This window comes from Nitrosospira sp. Nsp2 (assembly GCF_003050965.1).
Classification (GTDB): domain Bacteria; phylum Pseudomonadota; class Gammaproteobacteria; order Burkholderiales; family Nitrosomonadaceae; genus Nitrosospira.
This window is the reverse complement of sequence record NZ_QAOU01000001.1, coordinates 154,571-173,006: the sequence shown is the minus strand read 5'-3', so window position 1 is coordinate 173,006 and position 18,436 is coordinate 154,571. Positions and strand designations below refer to the sequence as shown.

Here is an 18,436-nt window from a genome sequence, read left to right as displayed (position 1 = left end):
TTCTACTTTTCGCTTGTCTCTAAAACAGGGAAGCTTACGGAACAGCTTGTCGGCATGCAACGCCAGCGCGCGGGTGAAGAACGCGCCCACAATGTCTATCCCCGTATCGAGGAAATTCTTAGCGCGATGGATTGAGGTAACAAAAATATGTGGATTGCAAAGATAGAACTGTTTAATTTTAAAAGTTATCAGCATCAGATATTCGAGTTCCCTCAGCCGAAAGGCGGGCGGAACATCGTGCTCATTGGGGGCATGAATGGATACGGAAAGACCTCGATCCTCGAAGCACTGTATTTAGGGCTTTACGGTAAAGAAGCCGTCGAACATCTGGGGCGGGCTGGGCTCAAAGATTATATTGGCTATCGCAAGTTTGTGACACAGGCTCTGCACGGCACAGCGGTTCGTACTGGGCGATTTTCGATGTGGGTCAAGGCTCAAATTAACAAGACCCCGGCCGAGGGATGGGAAATCACCCGAACATGGTTCTTCAGTCGGTCAGGGGACTGGACCGGAGAGGAAGAAGTGGTTATTTACCCGGTGCGAGACGGCATTCGTGGGCATGCATTGATTGCAGAAAAATTACCTGAACTTCTCGATCAGGATTTCATTCCTGCCCACGTCGCTCCATTCTTCTTTTTTGATGGTGAAGAGGTCAAAAAACTCGCTGATCAGGGGCGGTCCGATCAGATCAAGAGCGGCATCGAAGGATTGCTTGGTGTCGTTCTTCTGCGTCGATTGAAAAAGCGACTGGAAGAGTTCCAAACGCACCGATCTAGCGGAATTCCGGCTTTGGATGAACAGAAACACCGGGAACTGTTCGAGGCGCTATCCAAACACGAGCTCGAGTACGAGGAGTTGGAACGCAAGCACCGCGAAGTGGATGAGGCCGTTAGGAGTCTACAAACGCAGCGAACGGATTTAACCAATCGAATGATTGGACTAGGAGCCGGTGCAGGCGATGTGGCAAGCGCGGCGGACATCGTGAGGCAGCAAACTGAAGCAGAAAACGAACTACGCGTCACCGAAGACGCGCTAGATGAGATCGTTGCGACCAAGCTACCTTTCCACCTTGTAGGTAGGGAGACATTGGAGGCACTGTCTCAGCAAATCAGGGCTGAGATATCCCGCGAAAGCTGGGAGGAGCGTCGGAGAAATCTTGAACCGGAGAAGTCGATGTTCCTCAACACCTTCTATAAGACCAATGAGCCTCCCCTAGAGCCTAGTTTGACAGGCGATCAAGAAGCTTCGCTGCGGGCCCGATTGGATACTGCATGGGAAAGCTTGTTTTATCCCATGCCGCAGGGATGCGCAGAAACCATGATGCACGATTATCTGGGATCAAAGCATCTAACGCTTTTAAACGCTATGGATGGTCTTCGTATGGGAGCGGAAGATGTTCTCGGTTTGATAGCCAAGCGAGAAGCATTGCAAAAGCGCATCCGAGAGCTAGTGAATCGGTACACAAAGATCGAAGGGGTCGACCGCGACGGCACGCTTGCTAAGCTGCAAGGGGAGGCGGCATCCATTAGTGCCATGTTGGACCAGAAACAACCCGAATTAGGCGATCTGGGCCGTCAGATGGTGGCGCTCAAAAGCACCATCGATCAGGAGCGGGCTCTGTATGCAAGAGAGCATGAACGCTTTGTTCAGGCGAATCCAGTGAAGTCGATGGTCGCACGGGCGGAGCGTGTGTGTAACCTTATTGCAGAATTGATCCCCCAAATGTATGCACTTAAAGTGAATCAACTCGCAAAGGCGATGACTAGCGTGTATAAAAATTTGGCTCACAAGGGACAGATTCATCGGGTCGACATTGATGAAACCGGTAAAACTAGGATTCTTGCTCGAAACGGGCAAGAGATACCCTTTGATAAATCCGCCGGAGAAAACCAAGTTTTTGCGACCGCCTTACTGGCGGGTTTGGCCGAGATTTCGGGCATTGATGCACCCATGGTTGTTGACACGCCGCTAGGGCGTCTCGACAGCACACACCGTACTAACATTCTCAAGTATTGGGTTTCAAACAAGAAACGACAGGTGATCCTTCTCTCACAAGACAAGGAAATTGATCAAGGCACATATGCCGCCTTAGAGGCCCATGTAGGCAAGACATATCTACTGCAGCATGCAGAGATCGAAAGCGGTGTTGGACGCACAGTTGCAGCAGAGGGCAGATACTTCGAGGAGGCAACAGTATGAGCGCCTTGAAGATGGAGCAAGTGCTGGTCTCTACATTTCAAACAGCGGCAGAAGCTGATAAGAATACCGAGCTCCTACGCTCCAATCTGGGATTGAGCGCTAAGAACCGTATAGCGCGGTTGGCAATAGGGCGCTCACTCTCGGAAACTACCTACCCGTCCGGCAATCTGTTTGGTGCAGGGAGACCCATCAGAGGCGATGTACTGTTTGGGGTGGAGGAACTTCCATTGTGGGTCGCGCTATTGTTCACTCACCTTCGCCGAATTGACCCTCGGGCCGAACTGACGCTGGCCTCGCTGCAAGACTTGGTCAAGCGCCATTGGAGTCGCGGCATTACGTTGTTGATGGAAGATTGGGAGGAGGCTGAAGAGAACTACAATCGTTTTGTCGATATTCTAGTGCGTCGCCGCGCTGACCTGCCCGAAACCGGAGCAACCTCCTTAGTGCCCTCTGCGTCAAATGAAGATAAACGGGCGACGAGTGCTGGCGATCCAAGACCAATCCTGATTAATCTCGGAAGGTTTGTCGACTCCAAAGACCCATTCCTTTGGAGGGTGAACGGTGTAGGTTACTCTCCCCACGTGGCTGTGATGGGCCAAGCTGGTTCAGGGAAGACCCGCACTATGCTGGAACTCGTAGGGCAAGTGCATAAGCAGTCCGGCGCCTCCGTCATCTTGCTCGACCTAGGGAAAGGTGATCTCGCTAACCAGACAGAGTTCATTCGGACCATCGGTGCGCGGGTGCTGCGTGTACCAGAAGAGCCAATCCCTCTGGACATGTTTCACGGGTCTGATTCATCAGAATTGGCTGCATCAGACGCCATCATGGGATTCCGCGACTCCTTTGTAAAGGTCATGCAAAGCAAAGCAGGTGCAGTGCAGCAGGAAGCCATGAAAGATGCTCTTCGTCCCCTTTTTTCAAAGCGTAAAAACATCTCACTCGACGATATTTCACAAGCCCTTCGTGACTTCTATGACGATAGAAATCAAAAAACTGATAGCGTTATATCGACCATCAGCGACTTAACAGAACGTACCATCTTTCGTCCAGCGATGTCCCCGTCCAGCTTCTTCTCCCAAAGTTGGATTATTACATTTGCTCACGCGCACGACACGCAGAAGAATCTTGCCGCCTACCTCCTCCTGGATGCGCTGAACACCTTTGTCAAGCGGTCCCCTGAAGCACCTCAAGACTTTGAAGGGCACCGGGCCGTGCGTACGATCCTAGCCGTTGATGAAGCTCGGCATTTGTTGGCATCGCGACACAAGGCGCTTTCGGACAACATTCGCCTCCATCGGTCCAAAGGACTGATGGTCACCCTCGCTTCCCAGAGTCCTGATGACTACGATGGAGCCGGTGACGATCACCTTGAGAATATCGGTTTACCTATCTGTTTCAAGACTAATGCAGCGAGCAACCAGGTTTTACAGAACATGTTCCGAGGCAAGGTCAGTTTTGCTTCATTACCTCCTGGAGTATTTATGACCATTCGAGACACGAAGCCAGTGAAGATTAAGGCGTTCTGAGGAATGTTATGGATTCGTATAGCGAAACGGCTTCATATAACAAAACTCGAAAAATAACTTGGGCCGAAAGAAAGACCATAGTTTTTTGTGGAATTATAGTGCTCTTGGTAGGGGGTGGAATAGGCGTTTATTTACCACTGTTGTTAGACCGGCCGGTTAACGCGGAATCATTTGCCACCTATGCATTAGCTGTATTAGCACCTGTCGCTACTGACATACTATTGCCGGAAAAATATTGGAGGGATATCTCCAAACAAGCAAGAATGGGAATAGGGGCTCTTTTTGCTTTCGCTGCGGCTTTGTCTTTTGCGGCGCTAGTGAGAAATGAAAAACCTGGGGATCTTACCTGCGCGGTTATCTCTGTTGTCGTAGTTCTATTCACCTATTACCACGTCGCTGTACTTTCTGGGAAATTCCAGCCGGAGATTGCCCCTAGTATGGAGGATGGCGGACCAACGTCTAAGATAGATAAACCCATCGGAGCAGGACTTCCGTCATGATCAGTAAAGTTTCATCTACCTTAACCCGTCCAGCTATACGCGTACAACAGCCCCTCGGGAATTTTTATGCGTTCTCGGTAAGCGCAGATATTTTAAACAAGATTACATACTCCCTCCCTGCCACGGTTATGCGCCGACTGGAGCAAGAGGAGGGTGAAACAAAGGGTGGATACTCAATCTTCGGAGCTCAACGCAAAGAGAAAAAGACACGCCTTCAGGAAATCGCATCATATATACAAACCACTGATGCAACCTTCCCGAATGCAATCATTCTTGCGGCGAATTATTCCCAGGATGATGGGCTCTACATTGACGAGAGTTTACAGTGGACAGTTAAAGAACAAGGTGATGGACTTTGGAATCTACAAATTCCGTCTCTGCAGCCATGTGCATCCATTATTGATGGCCAACATCGACTACACGCATTTCAGCATCTACCCGATGATGCCCCTGAAAAAGAAATGGAGTTGCTTTGCGTCGTTTTTCTAGAGCTACCGACCCCATATCATGCGTATGTATTTGCTACGATTAACTTTAATCAAAAGAAGGTTGATCGAAGCTTGGCGTATGAGCTTTTTGGTTTTGACGTAGATGAACGTCCAGCTGATCTATGGTCCCCAGAAACACTAGCAGTATATTTGACCAGACTTCTTAATACGGATGAGGCCTCCCCCCTCTACAGGTCAATTTTTCCTGCTGCAGATTCCGACGTAATATTCTCTAAAAATGCGCACGGAGTCGGCCTGGTAAAGGTATCCATGGCGACAGTTGTTGATGGAATTCTTCGAATTCTTTCAAAGAATCCTCAGGAAGATAGGAATATTATTAGACGACCGCAGAATAAAGACTCTGGTAGAAACGCTCTAACAGCAGTCAAAGAACTTCCTTTGAGAGATTTTTACATCAGCGGAAATGACAAAGCGATTTACGACAGCCTTTGCAATTACTTTGCGGCAGTGACCAGCAAAGTTTGGCAACCCGCCGGCTATAACTCCTATCTCAAGAAGACTGTAGGCATTCAAGCTGCGTTCGATATACTGAGGGAGCTGTTGGCTTTAAGGCCCATAAACGCCGCTAACTACTCGATCGTGGCTCTTGAAAATCTCCTTGCGCCTTGCGCAGACTTGGATCCTGCAGGAGACAAGTATGAAGCCTCCGGTATAGGTCGTTCGGAAATACGAAGAGATTTGAAGCAGGCGATTGGCTTATCTTAGGGAAGAAGCTCGCGATCAACGCGAACCAAGCGCTTCAACGCTTCATTTGTTAGCTGCAGGTGTCAACGCCCGAAATACCCATTTTTCGGTTTTTGGCCGGAATAAAACCGGACCATGCAGCATCCATTTTTACTGAGTTTTCACCTTCATTTGGCCGGCCTTGCGTTTATCCCTTGAGCTGCTAACTCTCGCCTCAGAATGGAACGATGTGGCATGATGCAGCAATTGATCCAGCATGGCGGGTAAGGTCTGATCATCGGCGATGGTCGAAGCCCACAGCCCGAAGGCAGATTTCTGGTAATAATGATATTGCCCCGCTCATAGCGTTGGACTACAACGACTATCAGAAGTCGCCGCCCGATGACTTCGCGATTGAAATACTGTTTCAATCGGTCCTGTTTATATGCGGTGGCAAGCTGCAGCATCAAGTCTGCCGCCATGATGAATCGAATCTTGATGCCGGCCATCACGGCGCGGTAGGCCAGGGCTTGGGCCAAATGGCTTTTGCCCATGCCGCTTGGACCCAGAAGGAAGTACTGGAACAGCTATTCGTCCATTATGTTAACTTGGACGAAGATTTGAGGGCGGAGTTACCACTGAAGCAAATCTGGACGGTCGCTGCGCAAAAAGATGAGGAGGTATGACGTTCTATTTACTCGGGCCTCTAATCGCAGAAAGCCCGCGCCGGTGGACCGACCTACAAAATTTCCAAAGAAAGGAAATTGTTCGACAACGACCGAAGTACTTTCTACTGTCGAGACAGGGATGTCGGCTTAGTCGCCTATGTTTGGAATCCAAAAACTACGTGAAGTTGGGATGTATGGATGTGCTTTATTTCCTCGGCGAGCGTACCACGTATATCCGCTGGTTCTACGAAACCGCGTGCCTGCCATTCCGAGAGAATATCGGTAAAATCGCGGCCGGTATCTCACCATTCGTGACGCCGTACTGCGAAGACGGCGATGAGCCACCATTCATGAAAGAGTGGCAAGAGGCGAACGCAGCGTTGGAAATCTTGGGAGGGAACTGCCTTTCGATGCTGTCTGAATCGTTAAAACTTTACTTTAAAGCATGGGAAACTCATTTCTGGACGAAACCCCGATGCCAAAGGTGCTTTAAGGAGCCATTTCGCAGTGGATTTCTCGCAGGCTATCGAGCATGTTTCGAAAAAACGTTGGAAGTCGACTGGAGCAATTGTCCGGCTGATTTTACTGTGCTTGAACAAGTCATATTGGCACGCAATAGTGTCCAGCATCCCAAAAACATCATGACCCTAGCCCCGAGCCATGACGCAGATATTCTAGAAAAGTACCGCGAACCTTTTTTCATGAGCGATACAGATAAAGAGCTAATAACACCTCAAAGTTCAGGTATTTTATGGCTCAGTCGAAGTTTGCACGTCTCCCGCGAAAAGTTGTTTATCGCCATTGACCAGGTCGAGCTGTTCGCAAACTGGCTGGATGAGCGAATACTTGACGCGAGATACCCAGAGCGTAAGCGAATGATTGAATGAAATGCTTGTGTTGGATTCCTTTGGCGGAAAATTTGAAGGATACCGACGGGATGCGCGTGTCTCGCCTTTGAGCGATCCAGCCATCCCTGCGCTTCGCTTCGGGACCGCGCTCGTACAAAACCCGCTCGCGCGTCCAAGCGAGCAGTGCTCGCTTAGTCGAACCCGATGGCGGGTTCTCATCCCGGCCACCTCAATTAAAAAGCCACCCGCTGGGGTGGCTTTTTAATTGGTGGAGGCGGCGGGAATCGAACCCGCGTCCGCAAGTCCTCTACAGTCAGTTCTACATACTTAGCCATGTTATTTAGTTTAACCTGGCGTCCGTCAACCGGCGGACTGACGACAGGCGAGTCACCTATTGTTTAACGCTCTGTAAAGTAACCCTACTGAGCGCGATCCTCGTTAATGGCTCCACTGCCTGTTGCCAGACCCGGCGTTGAGGCCCACCGGTGCGGAGTCCAGCCGGATTTAAGCGGCTAGAGCGTAACGTTCGTCGTTTGCGACTATACTGTTCCAGATGTATTTACGAGGTGACTGGTCCTCGGTATGCCCTGATCTGCTTTGCAACCCACGTCGAAGCCAGGTCGCCCCCGGCATTCTGTGTTACAGCTATTTAGAGAGTAGCGGGCTGGAAGAGTTCAGCGGATGGGTAAATACTTTCGCAACCCATCTAATCACATCGTTGCCCTCCGCTTCGCTGAGCCTGCAACGGGATGCTTTCCTCTCCAGGCGCCGCGCTCCAATCCCTTTTACTACCGCTTCACTATAACAGAAACGGGCTGTCAGAGGTAACTGAGCAGTTCCGCCGGCCGGTCAATGAGATACCTCGCCCCAGAATTCGGGCTCGCTCACGCTGCCAAGGTAGCCATATTTGACGATGACCAGCTCCATGCCTGCGGCCAAGCTGGCCAGCACGTCGCGCATATCGTTCCCAGGTAGATGCACCCGCCGGGACAATAACCATAAAGCCGCTTGCCTTCAGCAGCGGATCGGGATGGGGCTTGGAGTGAGCGGTATCCCCACGGCAGGCCACGAGTATCCAGTTCTTCAAGCAGATCAGCCACAAGTTACCAGGTAATCCGCTACTGTGCGGTGGCGCACCGATAACATCGACCGGACAAGCATAATGTTCCTCCATAGCACGTGATGGATTGGATTGTTGGGGGAAAGCCATTTAATTAACCTTTCGTCACTATATAGGAGCTTGAAATGAACAAACTCATATCGACCGTTATTATCACCACCTTCACGGCTTTGTGCAGCTTCGGTGCTACCGCTACATCGCATGATACAGATAAAAACAAGGAAACAATGCGCAAGGACTCCTCCGCACCCACGAGCAAGAAGGAAGACGGCAAGTATGGGAAGGAGCCAAGCTCAACCTCTGAGATCATGAAAGAAAAGATGCCCGACAATGTGTCGCCGGGAGTGAAAGAAGAATACAGAGATCAAGAGATAATGAACAAGAAGCCGTATAAGCAATAATAGTCCGTTGGTAGACCGCACGAGCGCAGGTTTCGCGGTGAGGCGTCAGAGGTAACTGAGCAGTTCTTCGGGCCGGTCGATGAGATACTTGGCGCCCCAGGATTCTGGCGCGCTCACGCTGCCGAGATAGCCATATTTGGCAATGATAGGCTCCATGCCTGCGGCCAGGCTGGCCTGCACGTCGCGCATATCGTCCCCCAGGTAGATGCACTCGGCGGGCGCAATGGCCATGGCGCCGCTTGCCTTGAGCAGCGGGTCGGGATAAGGCTTGGAGTGAGCGGTATCCCCGCCGCTGACGATGCATGCGGTACGGTTGCTCAATCCCAGCTCTTGCAGCAGCGGTATGGTGAAACGCGCGGGTTTATTGGTGACGATTCCCCACGGCAGCCCACGAGTATCCAGCTCTTCAAGCAGTTCCATCACCCCCGGAAATAAGGCTGTGTCATGACATAGCCGCTCCTCGTAGAAATCGAGGAATTCCGCACGCATTGCGTCATAGTCCGTGTCGCCCGGCTTGATATTGAACCCGAGGCCGAGCAAGCCGCGCGCACCAGCCGAGGCCTCGGTACGGATGATCTCCAGCGGTAGGGGCGAAAGACCGCGGGCAACGCGCTGCCGGTTGAGGGCATGGCCCAGGTCGGGAGCGGTATGTGCAAGTGTCCCGTCGAGGTCGAAGAGAACAGCTCTGATCATAACGGTGTCACGGGAGGAAATAGGCGAAAGCGCGCCAGGATGATGAGGCGGCGGGAAGGCTAATCAAAAAAATTCGGAGCTGGCGTGATTGCCCCGGATATCTCAAGCGCGAGACGCCATGATGTAGTTGACATCAGAGTCGGGCTCAAGCGCATAAACCTTGGTGATGGGGTTGTAAGTCATGCCGATGATCTCATGTACATCAAGGTCGACCGCGCGGGCCATGCGCGCGAGTTCCGACGGCTTGATGAACTTCGCGTAATCGTGCGTGCCTCTCGGCAGGAGGTTCAATACGTATTCCGCACCGATGATGGCGTACAGATAGGATTTCGGATTGCGGTTGATGGTAGAGAAGAAGACCCGCCCGCCGGGTTTGACGAGTTTCGCGCACGCCCGCACGATGCTCTGCGGGCTCGGCACGTGCTCCAGCATTTCCATGCAGGTCACCATGTCGTAATGGTGGGGCTGTTCTTTGGCGAGGGCCTCTACCGAGATTTTGCGGTAGTTCACTTGCCTGCCGCTTTCGAGCAAATGCAGTTTTGCCACTTTCAGCGCTTTATCTCCAAGATCGATCCCGGTCACATGGGCGCCAAGCCCAGCCATGCTCTCGGACAGGATGCCGCCGCCGCAACCAACGTCGAGCACGGTCTTCCCCTCCAATCCCGCAAGGCGGTCGATGTACTCCAGCCGCAACGGGTTGATTTCATGCAACGGCTTGAATTCGCTATTCGGGTCCCACCAGCGATGGGCCAGCTGGCTGAATTTGTCCAGCTCCAGCAGATCGACGTTCGCGCTATTGTTTTCCATTTGTTTGCTCATCTATTCTTTGGGCTTTACTGCCCCTGCCCCTGTCGAGTTGCTGCTATTTGTTCCCGCCAGAATCCCGCCCTGAGCAACAACTCCTGTTCGTCGAGCGTGGTCAACTCGCCGTCGTTCAACAGCATTTTACCATTTACCCACACATGGCTCACGTGTTCCCGTCCGGCGGCATAAACAAGGTGCGAAACAGGGTCATAGCAAGGTGCCAGTTCAAGGCTGGAAAAATCCACCGCGGTGACGTCAGCCGCCTTGCCCGGCAGCAATGAGCCGATCATTGAATCCAGGCCCAGCGCTTTGGCACCGTTGAGCGTCGCCATTTGTAGAGCCTGCCATGCAGGCAGCACATCGGCCCGCCCGCTCTGGCCTTTCGCCAGCAGCGCCGCGAGACGCATTTCCTCGAACATCTTCAGGCTGTTGTTGCTCGCGGCGCCATCCGTTCCCAGGCCGACATTCATCCCCGCGCTTAACATAGACACGACGGGCGCAAAACCGCTGGCGAGTTTCAGATTCGAGGTCGGGCAATGCGCGACCGTGCAGCCCAGCTGCGCCATGAGTTCGATCTCATCGGCTGTGACATGAATCATGTGCACCGCGATCAGGTTGGGCCCCAGTAGGCCGAGCTTATGCATGCGTTCTATCGGGCGCATGCCATGCATTTTCAGGCTGCCCGCTACCTCGTCCTCGGTTTCATGAAGATGAATATGAATGGGCAAATCAAGCTGCTCTGCATAGGTAAGGATTTTGGCGAACACCCTGTCGCTTACCGTGAAAGGCGCATGCGGGGCAAAGCAGAACGACAGCAAGGGGTGCGGGTTATAGGCGTCGCGCAGGGCGAGGCCCTTGGCTAAATAATCGTCGGCATCGCTGGCGTAGGCGGTAGGAAAGTCGATGGTGATCATGCCGATGGCGGCGCGCATGCCCGAGGCCAGCACTGCCCGAACGGATGCCTCAGGGAAGAAATACATGTCATTGAAACAGGTGACGCCCGCTCTCAGCATCTCGGCACAGGCCAGCCGCGTGCCATCGAAGACAAACCCCGCATCGACATGCCTTGTTTCAGCAGGCCATATATGGTTGTTGAGCCACTCCATCAGGGGCAGGTCGTCCGCCAGCCCGCGCATCAGGGTCATGGCCGCGTGCGTGTGCAGGTTGACCAGACCCGGGATCAGCGCATGGTGATGCAGGGCGATCCGTTCAGCGGGCTCGAATCGCGCTTGCGCCTCGTCATTGGCGACGATGGCGAGGATCATGCCCTGATCAATAGCCAGGGCATGATCCTGCAATACCGTGCCCGCCGGCTCGACCGGAATTATCCAGCGCGCCTCCACCAACGTATCGATTTTTACGGGGTCAGTCATTTATACGGAAAGCTTAGCAAAAAAAAACCCTGCGCGCGGCAGGGTTTGAATTATTTGTTGAGATGAAATTATTGGACTACTTCCTTTGTGCCAGCGATTTCAACTTCAACGCGACGGTCGGGTTGCAGGCAGGCGATCAGAGACTTGCTTCTCTTATTGCCCTTGCAGGAATCACCGGTTACAGGGTTGGCTTCGCCCTTGCCATCCGTGAAGACCTTGTCAGCGGGAATGCCTTTTTCGTTGACCAGATAGGTTTTGACAGCTTCAGCGCGGCGCAATGAAAGTTTTTTGTTATAAGCGTCCGAACCAAGGCGGTCCGCGTAGCCGATGACTACGACGGTGTCGTACTTGACGCCACCCAGTTTGTTTACGAGGTCATCCAGGGCTTGTTTTCCTTCTGATTTCAGGTTGGCCTTGTCGAAATCGAATAACGTGTCGGCGGAAAGTGAGAGTTTTTCTGGTTCTGTAATGGGCGCAGGGGCAGGAGCCGGAGCGGGAGCAGGAGCAGGTTCAGGCGCTTCAACGCGTTTTTCGGGTTTCGGCAGCAGATCGGGATCGCATTCGTAGGTGGCCATCGCCGGTGTCCAGTAACCCGTGCGCCAGCAGTCTCCGGATGAATCTTTGGCGGTTGTACCGCCGGCATCGCTTGCGTATCCTTCAGGCTGCTCAGCCGCCATTGCAGCCCCCGAAAATACCATCGGCAGAACTATCGCTCCCAGCAAGAGTTTTTTCGTTACCATATTTTTCATGCTATTGCCCCTTTTCATTTAAAACTTCAATTCAAAATCGAATCATCCCTGAGTCATCCCAAATAACAAGTACAGCTATAGCAGGCCCAGCCATTTGTTTGACCATAGCACATTATTGCATAATCCACGTCTTGATTATCTATTCATATCGCACTTCTTGTCAAATCATGTTGTTGCATACGGCATGAATAATCAAACGCCTGGGTGGCTTCAAAATAGGGGGCATGCTAAAATGAGTGGTTTTACGTGTTGATACTCGCGGGCTGTATCCATTGCGGGATTCGAACCGTAAGACCCTGAATAGACGAATAGTAATTAATGGATCAATTCGCGAAAGAAACACTGCCCATTAGCCTCGAAGAGGAGATGCGCCGCTCTTACCTTGATTACGCCATGAGCGTAATCGTGGGACGGGCATTACCGGATGTCCGTGATGGCCTGAAGCCGGTCCACCGCCGGGTTCTCTTTGCCATGCATGAGCTCTCCAATGACTGGAACCGCCCCTATAAAAAATCGGCGCGGGTCGTCGGCGATGTCATCGGTAAATACCATCCGCATGGCGACACCGCCGTGTATGACACCATCGTGCGCATGGCGCAGCACTTTTCCCTGCGTTACATGCTGGTCGATGGCCAGGGCAACTTTGGTTCAGTGGATGGCGATAACGCCGCGGCGATGCGTTATACGGAAATCCGCATGTCGCGCATCGCGCACGAGCTACTGGCGGACCTGGACAAGGAAACGGTGGATTTCGGCCCGAACTACGATGGTTCGGAGAAGGAACCACTCATTCTGCCCGCAAAAATCCCGAACCTGCTGATAAATGGCTCCTCCGGCATTGCTGTCGGCATGGCCACCAATATTCCACCGCACAACCTTAATGAAATAATCGACGCCTGCCTCGCGCTGTTGAAGGATCCCCAGATAGGCATCGAAGAACTGATCGAGATAGTCCCGGCGCCCGATTTTCCCACCGCAGGTATCATCTACGGTGTCGCCGGCGTGCAGGAAGGCTACCGCACCGGGCGTGGCCGTGTCGTCATGCGAGCACGTACTCACTTCGAGGATATGGATAAAGGCAGCCGCCAGAGCATTATCATCGACGAGTTGCCATATCAGGTAAACAAGGCGAATCTGCTGATTCGTATCGGCGAGCTGGTGCGCGACAAAAGGATCGAAGGCATTTCCGATCTGCGCGACGAATCGGACAAGTCCGGCATGCGGGTCGTGATCGAGCTCAGGCGCGGCGAAGTGCCCGAAGTGGTGCTGAACAACCTGTATAAAGAAACGCAGATGCAGGACACCTTCGGCATGAATATGGTGGCCCTGCGGGATGGACAACCGCGCCTGCTGAATCTGAAGCAGATGCTGGATGCGTTCCTGCGACACCGACGCGAGGTGGTGACCCGGCGCTCCGCGTTCGAGTTGAAAAAAGCGCGTGAGCGCGGCCATCTGCTGGAAGGCCTGGCCGTGGCACTATCAAACGTGGATGAAGTGATCGCGCTGATCAAGGCGGCTCCCACGCCCGCGGTGGCGAAGGATGGGTTGATGTCGAAGGTGTGGCGCTCGGCGATGGTGGAGGACATGCTCGCCCGCGCTTCGGTCGATGTAAAGGCCTACCGGCCCGAGAACCTGGCGCCCGAATATGGTTTATCCGCCGATGGCTACCGCTTGTCCGATGCGCAAGCGCAGGCGATTCTGGAATTACGCCTGCAACGGCTGACAGGGCTGGAGCAGGACAAGATCGTCGGCGAGTACAAGGAAATCATGGAAAAGATTGCCGATCTTCTCGATATCCTTGCCAAACCGGAACGCATCACAGCCATCATCACCGAAGAACTCGGGGCAATGAAGCAACAGTTTGGCGATAAACGCCGCAGTGAAATCGTCATCAGTACCCAGGACTTGAGCATGGAGGATCTGATCGCGTCGGAAGATGTGGTCGTGACCCTCTCGCACAACGGGTATATGAAGTCGCAGCCGCTCGATGACTATCGGGCGCAGAAAAGAGGTGGACGCGGAAAGCAGGCCACCGGCACAAAAGAAGACGACTTCATCGATAACCTGTTCATCGCGAACACGCACGATTATATTTTGTGCTTTTCCAGCCGCGGAAGGGTTTACTGGATTAAGGTCTATACCGTGCCGCAGGGTGGCCGCGCCTCCCGCGGCAAGCCAATCGTCAATCTGGTGCAACTGGAACAAGGCGAAAAAATCAACGCCATACTTCCGGTAAAAGCGTTCGATGAAAATCGCTATATATTTATGGCTACCGCGTTCGGCACTGTCAAGAAAACACCGTTGTCGGAATTCTCGCGCCCCCGCGCCAGTGGCATCATAGCCGTGGGACTGGATGAGGATGACTATCTGATCGGGGTGGCGCTGACTGAAGGTAAGCACGACGTGATGCTGTTTTCCGATGCAGGCAAGGCAATCCGCTTCGATGAAAACGATGTGAGGCCGATGGGACGCGGTGCCCGCGGCGTGCGCGGGATGAAACTTGGCAGGGGACAAAAGGTTATTTCCCTGCTGGTGGCGGAGAGTGAAGAACTGTCGGTTCTGACCGCGACGGAAAATGGATTTGGCAAGCGCACCCCCATTGGCGAATATACCCGCCACGGCCGCGACACGCAGGGGATGATCGCGATCAAGACCAATCAAAGAAATGGTAAGGTGGTCGCCGCGAAACTGGTCAGGGAAGACGATGAGATCATGCTCATCACAACAGGCGGGGTGCTCATTCGCACTCGCGTCAATGAAGTCCGCGAGATGAACCGCGCCACCCAGGGAGTGATCCTGATCAATCTGGATGAGGGCGAGAGACTGGCCGGACTGGAGCGGGTGGTGGAGACCGAGGGGGTAAACGGGGATCTTATCCCCAGGGACGAACAGTAAGGCAGTTCGTTGGCTAACCGTTGCATCGAGGAATTCAAATGGAGCATATATATAACTTCAGCGCAGGCCCGGCAGTCCTCCCAGCGGAAGTTCTGCGCCAGGCCCGCGATGAGATACTCGATTGGCACGATAGCGGCATGTCAGTGATGGAGATGAGCCATCGCGGCAAGGAATTCATGTCGATCGCGGCAAAGACCGAGGCGGACCTGCGAGAGTTGGCGGGCATTCCCGACAACTATAAGGTCCTGTTCCTTTCCGGGGGTGCTTCCAGCCAGTTTGCCATGGCGCCCATGAATCTGTTGCGCGGAAAGAAAAGCGCCAACTACGTCAATACCGGGGAGTGGTCAAAAAAAGCCATCAAGGAAGCGAAAAAGTATTGCGCAGTCAATGTGGCCGCGTCGTCCGAGGACAAGAACTTCACTTACGCCCCGGCGCAGGATGTATGGAATGTTGACCCTGAGGCTGCCTATCTGCATTACACGCCCAACGAAACGATAGGTGGCGTCGAGTACAACTGGGTTCCCGATTTGACGCGCTATGGTAGAGATATGCCGCTGGTCGCGGACATGTCCTCCAGCTTCATGTCGCGTCCACTGGACGTTTCCCGATTCGGGGTGATTTATGCCGGGGCGCAAAAAAATGTCGGTCCGGCGGGGTTATGCATCGTCCTCGTGCGCGAGGACTTGCTTGGCACGACCGTCCCGGGGACCCCAACCATGTTCGACTACAAGGTTCATGCGGAAAACGATTCGATGTACAACACCCCGCCGACATACCCGATGTACATCACCGGACTGGTGCTTGAGTGGCTGAAGAAAAATGGCGGACTGGAAGCGATGGAAAAAATAAACGTCGCCAAAGCCGATCTGCTGTATAACTTTCTGGATACTACGGATTTCTACCACTGCCCCGTGGCCAAGCCAGACCGCTCCCGCATGAACGTGCCTTTCACGTTAAAGGACACCTCGCTGGATGGGGAATTTCTGAAGCAGGCTGGCGCCCGTGGACTGATACAATTGAAGGGGCATCGTTCGGTCGGGGGGATGCGCGCCTCCATCTACAACGCGATGCCGCTTGAGGGAGTAAAGGCTCTGGTGGAATTCATGAAGGAATTTGCGGACAGTCATGCCTGAGCGCGCCCATAAAATTTTTCGCATACTTACGCTCAACCAGATCTCGCCGTTGGGCCTCAAGCTTTTTGACGCCAGCCATTATGTGGTCGGCAATGACATAACCGAGCCGGATGCGATCCTCGTGCGTTCGCACAACATGCTGCAGATGAATATCCCACCCAGCGTAAAAGCAATTGGGCGCGCCGGTGCCGGGACCAATAATGTGCCGGTAAAGGAGATGAATCTTCGAGGCGTCGCCGTTTTCAACGCGCCGGGCGCGAACGCGAACGCTGTGAAGGAATTGGTGCTCGCCGGTCTGCTGATGGCCTCGCGTAATCTCGTTCCCGCCATCCACTTTGCCGAAGGCTTGCAAGGTGATAACACCACCCTGCACAACCGGGCGGAAGAGGGCAAGAAGCAATTCGCCGGAATCGAATTGCCCGGACGCACGCTCGGTATTATCGGTCTGGGCGCGGTCGGGCGACTGGTGGCGGTAGCGGCCATACGCCTTGGGATGAAAGTGATGGGTTACGATCCCAATATCACGGTGGATGCGGCGTGGAACCTGCCCTCGGAAGTCAAGCGCGCCGAAAGCCTGGAAGATCTGGTTCGCAATAGCGAATTCATAACGTTGCACGTCCCGCTGCTTGACGCAACGCGTCATCTGATTAATCACAGACTCGTGCAAACCATGAAGAATGGCACGATTCTGCTTAATTTCTCCCGCGATGGCATCGTGGACGAGAACGCGGTCCTGGAAGGAATCAAACTGGGGAAAATAAGGTATTACGTGTGCGATTTTCCCAGTCAGTTGTTTCAGCATCACCCAAAGGTCATCACCCTGCCGCACCTCGGGGCATCCACCCTCGAGGCGGAAGAGAATTGTGCGGTAATGGTCGTTAACCAGATGATCGATTATCTGGAAAATGGCAACATCACCAACGCGGTCAACTTTCCCAACATCACGATGGAACGGGAATCCCCCTACCGGCTGGCCGTCGCCAATGCCAACGTGCCTAACATGGTCGGCCAGATCTCCACCAGCATGGCCAATGCGGGGCTTAATATCCATAACATGGGCAATAAATCCCGAGGGGAGATGGCTTATACGCTGGTTGATGTCGATAGCCCGGTTCCGCAAAAAACGATAGACGAGATGGCGGCAATACGCGGCGTATTGATGGCGCGCTACTTGCCGGTATTGGCTGAATAGTCTTAGGCAATCGAGGCAAGATAGAAGCTCATCCCGATGACCGGCCAACTCAAACATCTGCGCGACAAAATAGACTCGATCGACAGTGAGCTGCTCAAGCTTCTGAGTGCGCGGGCCGATCTTGCCCGTGAGATCGGACAGGTCAAGAACGGCATTGCGTATCGTCCGGAACGGGAGGCACAGGTACTGGCGCGGCTGTGCGAGTTGAACCCGGGGCCGCTGACAAATGAGCATATCGTGCGGCTGTTCACCGAGATCATGTCGCTGTGCCGCTCTTTGGAGGAACCGTTGACGGTCGCCTATCTTGGCCCGGAGGGAACCTTTTCCGAAGAGGCCGCACTGAAGCGCTTCGGCAGCGTCGTAACGACTCTGGCCTGCAACTCGATAGATGAGGTTTTCCGAAAAGTGGAGGCCGGCAAGGCCAGCTATGGGGTCGTGCCGGTTGAGAATTCAACTGAAGGCGCAGTAGGAAGGTCGCTCGATCTGCTGTTGCAAACGCCGTTGAAGGTCTGCGGCGAAATCGTATTGCCCATACATCAGCAACTGCTTGCGCGACACCTCGATCTGACCCGCATCAAGAAAATTTATTCTCATCCCCAGTCGTTCGCCCAGTGCCATGAGTGGCTTAACGTTAATCTGCCCCATTTGACGGGATCGGCCCGTATCAACGCCGCGAGCAATGCGGATGCAGCTCGGTTGGCCGCGCAGGAGGAAAATGCAGCGGCGGTAGCGGGCAGAAAAGCAGCGGAAGTATTCGGACTGACCATCTGTGCCGAGAATATCGAAGATGATCCTAACAATACCACGCGTTTTCTGGTCATCGGTGGGCAGGAGGTCGCGGCTTCAGGCAGGGATAAGACATCACTGGTCATGTCGACCAGAAACCGTCCTGGCGCAATACACCAATTACTGGGGCCGTTCGCGGAACATGGCGTGAGCATGAGCCGCCTGGAATCCCGCCCCTCCCGTGCAGGCTTATGGGAGTATGTTTTTTTTGTTGATGTTGACGGCCATCAGCAGGACCCGAAAGTTACGCAGGCGTTGCAGCAATTGCGGGAAAAAGCGGCGTTTCTGAAGGTGCTAGGCTCATACCCGCGCGGTTCAACTGCGGACCGATGAGGTTTTCCCGCTCTATCAAACATACCAGACCAGGCTCTTCTAAT

Annotated in this window: 15 protein-coding genes, 1 other RNA gene and 1 pseudogene; 10 read left to right on the top strand and 7 right to left on the bottom strand. The window is 53.5% G+C overall.

Translation table 11 applies throughout. The features are described 5' to 3' along the window. Positions 1 to 147: 147 nt before the first annotated feature. From dndD to C8R31_RS00745, 4 genes are read left to right on the top strand one after another with little or no spacing between them, the layout of a single operon-like run. Complete coding sequence (gene dndD, locus C8R31_RS00760) at positions 148 to 2,199, top strand: DNA sulfur modification protein DndD (protein WP_107692184.1); 2,052 nt, start codon at positions 148 to 150, stop codon at positions 2,197 to 2,199. Beyond that, positions 2,196 to 3,725: a helicase HerA domain-containing protein gene (locus tag C8R31_RS00755; RefSeq protein ID WP_107692183.1), complete on the top strand. Its 1,530-nt coding sequence runs from the start codon at positions 2,196 to 2,198 to the stop codon at positions 3,723 to 3,725. Before dndD ends, C8R31_RS00755 begins: the two co-directional genes overlap by 4 nt. Before the next feature lie 8 nt (positions 3,726 to 3,733). Next, positions 3,734 to 4,225: a hypothetical protein gene (locus C8R31_RS00750; RefSeq protein ID WP_107692182.1), complete on the top strand. Its 492-nt coding sequence runs from the start codon at positions 3,734 to 3,736 to the stop codon at positions 4,223 to 4,225. After that, entirely contained in the window at positions 4,222 to 5,439 is a 1,218-nt protein-coding gene (locus C8R31_RS00745; protein ID WP_107692181.1) for a DNA phosphorothioation-associated DGQHR protein 1, read from the top strand. Before C8R31_RS00750 ends, C8R31_RS00745 begins: the two co-directional genes overlap by 4 nt. A gap of 129 nt (positions 5,440 to 5,568) precedes the next feature. Here the strand turns inward: C8R31_RS00745 and C8R31_RS00740 are convergent. Further along, positions 5,569 to 5,969: pseudogene (locus tag C8R31_RS00740) on the bottom strand (ATP-binding protein); the annotation flags it as partial. A gap of 290 nt (positions 5,970 to 6,259) precedes the next feature. Here C8R31_RS00740 and C8R31_RS00730 point away from each other — a divergent pair. Then, complete coding sequence (locus C8R31_RS00730; protein WP_146164516.1) at positions 6,260 to 6,952, top strand: hypothetical protein; 693 nt, start codon at positions 6,260 to 6,262, stop codon at positions 6,950 to 6,952. Between the two features lie 227 nt (positions 6,953 to 7,179). Here C8R31_RS00730 and ssrA read toward each other — a convergent pair. Beyond that, positions 7,180 to 7,541, bottom strand: a transfer-messenger RNA (tmRNA) gene (ssrA, locus tag C8R31_RS00720). Between the two features lie 221 nt (positions 7,542 to 7,762). Then, positions 7,763 to 7,894, bottom strand: a complete 132-nt coding sequence (locus C8R31_RS16365) for a hypothetical protein (RefSeq protein WP_258192471.1) — start codon at positions 7,892 to 7,894, stop codon at positions 7,763 to 7,765. Positions 7,895 to 8,158: 264 nt separating this feature from the next. On the opposite strand from C8R31_RS16365, the gene C8R31_RS00715 reads away from it, so the two are divergent. After that, complete coding sequence (locus C8R31_RS00715) at positions 8,159 to 8,434, top strand: hypothetical protein (protein WP_107692178.1); 276 nt, start codon at positions 8,159 to 8,161, stop codon at positions 8,432 to 8,434. Between the two features lie 45 nt (positions 8,435 to 8,479). Here the strand turns inward: C8R31_RS00715 and C8R31_RS00710 are convergent, their stop codons facing one another. The 4 genes from C8R31_RS00710 to C8R31_RS00695 all read right to left on the bottom strand — a co-directional run bounded on the left by C8R31_RS00710 (position 8,480) and on the right by C8R31_RS00695 (position 12,053). After that, entirely contained in the window at positions 8,480 to 9,127 is a 648-nt protein-coding gene (locus tag C8R31_RS00710) for an HAD family hydrolase (RefSeq protein ID WP_107692177.1), read from the bottom strand. 102 nt (positions 9,128 to 9,229) lie between these two features. Then, positions 9,230 to 9,934 (bottom strand): bifunctional 2-polyprenyl-6-hydroxyphenol methylase/3-demethylubiquinol 3-O-methyltransferase UbiG, encoded by a 705-nt coding sequence (gene ubiG / locus C8R31_RS00705; protein ID WP_107692176.1) that lies wholly within the window; start codon positions 9,932 to 9,934, stop codon positions 9,230 to 9,232. 26 nt (positions 9,935 to 9,960) lie between these two features. Next, on the bottom strand, positions 9,961 to 11,304 hold the full coding sequence (locus C8R31_RS00700) for a TRZ/ATZ family hydrolase (protein WP_107692175.1): 1,344 nt from the start codon (positions 11,302 to 11,304) through the stop codon (positions 9,961 to 9,963). 68 nt (positions 11,305 to 11,372) lie between these two features. Then, positions 11,373 to 12,053, bottom strand: a complete 681-nt coding sequence (locus C8R31_RS00695) for an OmpA family protein (protein ID WP_107692774.1) — start codon at positions 12,051 to 12,053, stop codon at positions 11,373 to 11,375. 318 nt (positions 12,054 to 12,371) lie between these two features. Between C8R31_RS00695 and gyrA the strand changes: the two genes are divergently transcribed. The 4 genes from gyrA to pheA are packed head-to-tail and all read left to right on the top strand — an operon-like array spanning position 12,372 to position 18,392. Beyond that, positions 12,372 to 14,948 (top strand): DNA gyrase subunit A, encoded by a 2,577-nt coding sequence (gene gyrA / locus C8R31_RS00690; protein WP_107692174.1) that lies wholly within the window; start codon positions 12,372 to 12,374, stop codon positions 14,946 to 14,948. 38 nt (positions 14,949 to 14,986) lie between these two features. After that, entirely contained in the window at positions 14,987 to 16,081 is a 1,095-nt protein-coding gene (gene serC / locus C8R31_RS00685; protein WP_107692173.1) for a 3-phosphoserine/phosphohydroxythreonine transaminase, read from the top strand. After that, the gene (locus C8R31_RS00680) at positions 16,074 to 17,273 is read left to right on the top strand and encodes a 3-phosphoglycerate dehydrogenase family protein (protein ID WP_107692172.1); all 1,200 of its coding nucleotides are present in this window, start codon (positions 16,074 to 16,076) and stop codon (positions 17,271 to 17,273) included. Before serC ends, C8R31_RS00680 begins: the two co-directional genes overlap by 8 nt. Before the next feature lie 36 nt (positions 17,274 to 17,309). After that, a complete protein-coding gene (gene pheA, locus C8R31_RS00675; protein ID WP_107692171.1) occupies positions 17,310 to 18,392 on the top strand; it encodes a prephenate dehydratase in 1,083 nt (360 codons plus the stop codon). Positions 18,393 to 18,436 lie beyond the last annotated feature (44 nt).